3 protein-coding genes are annotated in these 6,373 nt (G+C 45.4%); 2 read left to right on the top strand and 1 reads right to left on the bottom strand.

Annotated features, from left to right (window positions below):
- Positions 1 to 77: 77 nt before the first annotated feature.
- Entirely contained in the window at positions 78 to 4,112 is a 4,035-nt protein-coding gene (locus IH879_04025; protein MCH7674101.1) for a T9SS type A sorting domain-containing protein, read from the bottom strand.
- A gap of 789 nt (positions 4,113 to 4,901) precedes the next feature.
- Between IH879_04025 and IH879_04030 the strand changes: the two genes are divergently transcribed.
- Positions 4,902 to 5,795, top strand: coding sequence for an SIR2 family protein (locus tag IH879_04030; GenBank protein MCH7674102.1), 894 nt, complete (start codon positions 4,902 to 4,904; stop codon positions 5,793 to 5,795).
- The coding region (locus tag IH879_04035) for an ATP-binding protein (GenBank protein MCH7674103.1) at positions 5,792 to 6,373 on the top strand (582 nt) is incomplete at its 3' end. The genes IH879_04030 and IH879_04035, both read left to right, overlap by 4 nt.

Raw genomic sequence — 6,373 nt, forward strand, 5'->3', positions numbered from 1 at the left:
TTTAGAAAAAAGCTATTAATCAAGTCCTGAGTTGAAAAAAAGAGCGCTCATCACTTCTCGCGCTTCGTCGTGCGAATTTATCGAATTAAAAGAACCTTTCTAATTTGTTGAAATTTCCCTGCTTCAAATTGAATGATATAAATTCCTGAACCCATTGCATGACCATTGTCAGCAGTGCCGTCCCAGTTAATCCGGTAAGTCCCGGGAATGTGGGTTTCGGATAATAGTTTGCGAACTTCCTGCCCAAGGATATTTAGGACTTTTATCCTAACCTCACTTTGTTCCTTAACCTGGTAGAAAAGGGAGGTACCCGCATTAAAAGGATTCGGAAAATTCTGACTTAGATAGAACGACTCCGGCGATAACTCAGCTAATTGATCGGAATTTTCAACATACTCATTCGTGCCAATGATCAAATCGAATTCTCTTTGGAGGCTATTTTGATCAGGTAAAAACTCATACTCAAAAATTTCCCGGATGTCTATTTTTTGTAAGGTACTGTTATCCAGTAAACTCGCTTGAAAATTAGAGGGTAATGATTCCAAATTTCTAAATCGCAATTTAACCGAGGCGTTTTGAATATTTGTTTTAACCTGGAAATGCCACACCTGTCCTTCATAAAAAGGCGGACGGAAGTCCGTGGTAAAATTACCGTGAAACCCCTGCCAATCGTTATGCGGAAAACGCACGGAAACAAAATCGGCAATATAAGGCGGCTCCAGATAGTCTAACTTATCCCATGTCTCTGCAGCGTTCTGAGCAACGCCTAGGTAACTTGAACCATCGAGAGCTGACTCACAAACAGCCTCTACCCTAAGAAACCACTCCGAGTCGGTAAATTTGATGGACGCCTTTTGAACCGACGAAGTGCCATCAGATTGTAGGGGAGGAATCGACAACGCCACCCCGGATGTCTGACTAAATACTGAATACCCCTCCCATGGGGACAGAGTAGTGACTTCACCGGGCAGCAACCACTGACCCTGGTAGGTATACAACCCCATAAAGGCATCGGTTGAGGTCGAAGTCGCCAGAATGTCACTCCAATCAACCGGAAAACTAAAGGGAAGTCCAAAATCATTCCACCCTTGACTCAGGGGAATCTCAAACGGCCGGTTTGCTTCAACCGAAGTTCCGATGCCTGAATCGATGCGTTTGTTCGGATCGCGCACAATCAACCAGCCTGCAGTTCCGGGTGAAAACGGCCGTATGTTTGGATATTCCGAATAGGTGTCAGACCCGGAATTGTATTGAAATAACCGCCACGTGCTTGATTCGTACTGCCCCAGGTCATCTTCAAAAATATTCAATGCACTTTTATCATCTAAATTTAATGGAACGGAAATCATTCGATAGAAAGTCGACTCCGCGCCGCCAGGCTGGGATGTCTCTTTTAACAGCCCCTCATTATTAATGCCAGTGATACGGACAGATAAGTTGAGGGGCAGAGTATCCCAATTGCTTTGCGGAAAATAAGAAAAATGAAACCCATCCCAGGCCTGGATATAGTAATTGATGCCGAAAATTGAAAGTTCGGCGGCAGGAATAGTAGCGGCGTAAGTATCGCCGCCAACGTTGCTCATTTGCATCGGTTGAAAAATATCCTTGCCGCTTTGTCTATAAAAAAGCACCGCTTGAGCAATTTGGGAATTATCCTGAATGGCTGCTTGAATAATCACCTCCTGTCCTTCATCAACGGATAACGGGGGCTGGTGGGAAATAGTGGGCGGTTCCGAATCCACGAACTCGGTGTCGACCACTGTAACCGTTTCTGCGGTGTCAGAAAAAGACTCGACATTCCTAACATTATCATGCGCTGCGACCTCAAATCCATAAGTACGCCCATCTTCCCCCTGGAACGTAATGGAGGTTTCCTGGAAAACCCGCTGTAAATTCTGCCAGGGCCCATTATCAACCTGGTAGCGGACATCGTAAACTCCGGAAAGTCCGGATCCCTCGTTGTCTGTTCCGGAGCCGGCCCACGTAACCGTAAAAGTTTCGCTGGTACTGGTATCAGGAGAACTGGCTTCCGTACCTGTGGGCGGAGTTGTATCCAGACCCAACTTTTGGATAGCTTGTCTATTATTTCCTGCACTGTCAATTAAACTAATTTCCAGCTCAAAAACGCCGTCGGGTTTATCCTTAATATTTAGACCTATATTGAAAGAGATATTCTCTCCACTGGGAACGTTTTCCATGATTTTTGAGATATTTAATTTTTCTGATTCCAGGCTGATCAGTTGCAGGTGGCTCTCATTATATTTTATGTTAATAGTAGCTTCAACAGTTGAATCTTGATTAAACCAATAAGGGTCGAAATCCGGATTCTGAATAGCTAGTTCGGAAATTTGGGGAGTAGTACCATCGTAGCGCAGCAGAACGGAACTATTATTGCGGAAGTCCACATTGCCACGACCATCCTGAAACCAGAGATAAAAATTCTGACCATCCTCAAGTTTAGTGTCAAAACTAAGCGGTGACTCACCGGCAGCGCTGCCGGTTGTGTCAAAGTTTGCGGCAGGTGGACTATCAACTTTAAAAAGAGATCTTTCGATTCCACTTGCATCCGTTGGCGGTACCCAGGCTACCTGGAATGTTGGATTATTCTGCCAGGGACTCGGATTCGTACCACCGGCAGTAAGAAGCAGAGGCGGCCCCGGTGCCGTGAAATCATTGGCTACCGTGTCAACCTGAGTTGTGGTCTCCGGGATTTGCAAGATGGACTCTACGTTTCCTGCACGATCGTACGCTGCAGCTTCAAAGCTGTACGTGTGCAGGTGCAGGCCGTTATAGGTTGCCGAAGTGTCCTGTGTATTCGACTTCCAAATCGTCCAGGGTGAATTATCCACCTGCACCATTACGTCGTAAGTTCCGGAAAGTCCGGAACCTGAATCTGTTCCTCCTCTCCAGGTAACCAGAAAATCCTCCTCAGCGCTAACCGCAGGAGAGTTCGCCAAAGTCCCCGTGGGTGGTGTCGTATCAACTATAAAAGAGCGCGGTGCAGATTGACTCCCGTAAACCGAACCGTCCCAGGCAGACACCCGCCACCAATACTTGCCATCCGCTAAAACAGTGGGCAATGAATACGAGGCGGTATCTTGGCCAGAAGGGACTGGAGGAGTTGGTACAAACCCTGCCACATCTGTCCTTGATTCGATAATGGAAGCAGAGCTAAAACTCGTGTCTTGTGCAATTTCTATCCTGAAGTGTAAGGGATCGTTGTCTGCATCTTCTGGCACACCCCACTCCAGTTTCGGAGGTGGCGAGGAACTGTTGAAAAGAGTACTGTTGTCCGGAGATAACAGAGTCGGTGTCTGTGGCGCCCGATTGTTGGTTTCAACTACTGAACCAGCGCCAAAATTTTGATTGATTTCGTCCTGACTAAGTTCCCGATTGTAGATTGCAACTAAGTATACCTCGCCTAGCCAAGGGCGGTCCCCGGTGAGTTCATTTCCGATAATAAGGGGATAGGAGCTATTCCAGTTGGAAAGATCTCCGGGAAGTGGCTCCGATATTACTTCATTGCCATCAAGATATACCCGCTCATTACCCTCTTCGGAGTAAGTAACAACATAGTGAGCATCATCATTAGTAATGACCGGACCGGAGACCCTTTGGGGGGTGCCGTTGAGTGTCGTTGTTGTGGTTCTTATGCGAATTGCAATAGATAGACTATCCTGACCCAGGGTTACATTGCGTAAAGATGGATCACTTGAATAGCTTACCAAACGAGCAGGCCCACTTTGGGTCAAATCTGATGTTTTACACCAGATTTCAATTGAAAACGCTCCATTGCCGACGATTTCTCTGAATAGTTTGCTGGCAGGTCCGATACTTGAAATAATAGAACTCGAGTCAATGCTAACCCCGTTACGCTCTGTCAACCATGTCACATTATCCCCGGAAATGGTCAGGTTCAATGTTGAATCGACATCACTAAAATCCTCAACAAGAGAACCTCTGCCTTCAATGAAAGGATAATATGCTATCAACCCATCGGTAATCCTTGTGTCATTTTGACCATGTGCTTCTTGAAACAGCGTAAATAGAAGTAGCAGAGATGCAAGACGCTTTAAACGAGAAACGCCTGGCCAGTAAGTGCCACGAGGCATTTTTATCTCACTTTTCTTCCAACAGAACTTGTGCCTGAAAATAATATTGCCATGCGTTAGCACCCGAGAAGCCAGGAATCTTATGTCTTCTAATATCAAGAGAACCAAGAATTTAGTTAGTTTCATAACTCTTCCACAGGAAATTTATTTTAAAATTAATAGGACTAACTTCGAGAATTGAGCGGAGAAGATCATCGAAAGCCTTGCTTGGCTTCTGCTGTGAATCAATTTCAATTCAGCAAGTCGACCAAAAGTAAACTTCGGTTACGTCATTTTTTCAGCTCATAACACTTCCGATAAAAACTCCCCCGGCATCGGAGATTTGGACCTGATGAAGATAAATCATAGTGCATTATTTTACACACAAATTACCACAACTGCGGAATGGGAAACATCCTTAACTCCCTCTTATTATACCTGTTCATAGTTAAAAAGTCAATTATAAAATGCGAGGAAAGCTTCTTTCCCGCTTCTGAGGTTCACTTTTCAGTTCGCACTCACCTTCTTTTTCTTAAGCGAACCTTGCTTTTTAAATCATTCTTTTTTAATTGTAAAGAGCGTTCAATGCCATATTAACTTCACACCCGGAAATTCCGATCTCCGATTAAAAACTCGAAAGTCAAGACAACAATAGAGTTAATCTATGGAAAGATTTGTAACTGCCACTGCCATAGCTAAATGGATAGAAATTGTGGAAAGGCAAAAATCTTGAGAATTTGTTGAAGGATTTAACCCTTGCTGTTGGACCTAAATTTTCAAATTCATAAAATTAAATGAATGGTAAATGAATTGCCAGACGAGGATTTAACACTTATTTTTAACGCCATCGAATCAGGCAAATGTCTGGCGTTTTTAGGCGCCGGAGCCTGTACTTCTTTTCAGGTAGATGATTCGAAAGAAGAACCCGGCTTGCCTACCGGGGGTGAGTTGGCAAAATGGCTGGCTGAAAAGTGCGAGTACAGCAACGGCACTGTTTATGACCTACTAAAAGTTGCGGAATATTATTTGTACACCAAAAGCGGTGACCGCGAACCGCTTGAGAAAGCCATTCAAGAAAAAATTCAGATAGGCTGCAAGCCACGACCCATCCACACGGTTATCGCGCAACTTTGCCAGATCAAAATCGTGATCACCTCAAATTACGATGCCATTCTGGAAAACGAGTTGAACAAATACGGCCGCAACCTCATCAAGCATGTCTACAATCCTCAGAACCCCAAGACCGGCCATTTTCAGGGGCCGGTATTTTTTGGTGACACGGATATAATTTTACACAAAATGCACGGCAGCATCGATGAGCCCAGAAGCATGGTGATCACGCAGTCAGACTACATCCGTTACCTGGCCTACCTTAACGACATCGACCGTGGCATGCCGGAGTATTTTCGCAAAATGATCATTCCACAGTTTACACTGCTGTTTCTGGGTTACAGCCTGGAGGATTGGAATTTTCAGGTGATCTGGGAGGGTGTGCTTTCTCAGCAGGCGAATTTGAATCTCAACAAAGACGCCTACGCTTTGGTGAAAAATCCTTCGCATATGCAGACCCGCTACTGGGCCAAGCGCAACGTGGTGGTTCTGGATCAAGATCTCACCGAATTTGCCAGGAAGCTCGCCGAACATTTTAATCTCGAAATTCCGCAGTTGGGGATCGATAAGAATCCGGAGGCATCTGAGGAATGAGCCGGGCGCCTTACAAATATCTCGATTATTACACCTATGCGGATGCGGATCTTTATTTCGGCCGTGAAAAAGAAATCCAGAGAATGGTGGGTGAAATTCTCTCTTCCCGGCTCCTGGTACTGTTCTCGCCGTCCGGTTCCGGGAAAACCTCGCTGATCAATGCCGGCGTCCGCCCGGCGCTCGAAAACATCGGCTACAAAACCATCTATGTTCGCCTGAAAAGCGAGCCCGTTGCTTCGGTGATCGATGCGCTTGCAAAAGAGCTAAATCTGAAATTCAAGAGCACGGATACCAGCCCAGATTTATATGACTTTCTGAAACGTGCCATCGATCAGGGTCAGCAAAAAGAAGAACCTTTTAAGCCGCTGGTGCTGTTCCTGGATCAGTTCGAAGAGTTTTTTATCGTATTTCGAGATAAACCTGAGCTGCGGCAGGAATTTATCGAGCAGTTGGCCAAAATAAGATATGATGTGCAGATGCCGGTTTTTGTGGTGCTCTCCCTGCGGGAAGACTATTTCGTCAACCTGCACGAGTGCCGACAATCCATTCCCTGTCTTTTTCAGAATAACGCAACCATT

It is taken from the genome of candidate division KSB1 bacterium (assembly GCA_022562085.1).
Classification (GTDB): domain Bacteria; phylum Zhuqueibacterota; class Zhuqueibacteria; order Oceanimicrobiales; family Oceanimicrobiaceae; genus Oceanimicrobium.

What these genes read in the sequence shown, in the direction of transcription:
- IH879_04025 (MCH7674101.1), bottom strand. Translation starts at nt 4,112, where the DNA reads ATGCCTCGTGGCACTTACTGGCCAGGCGTTTCTCGTTTAAAGCGTCTT.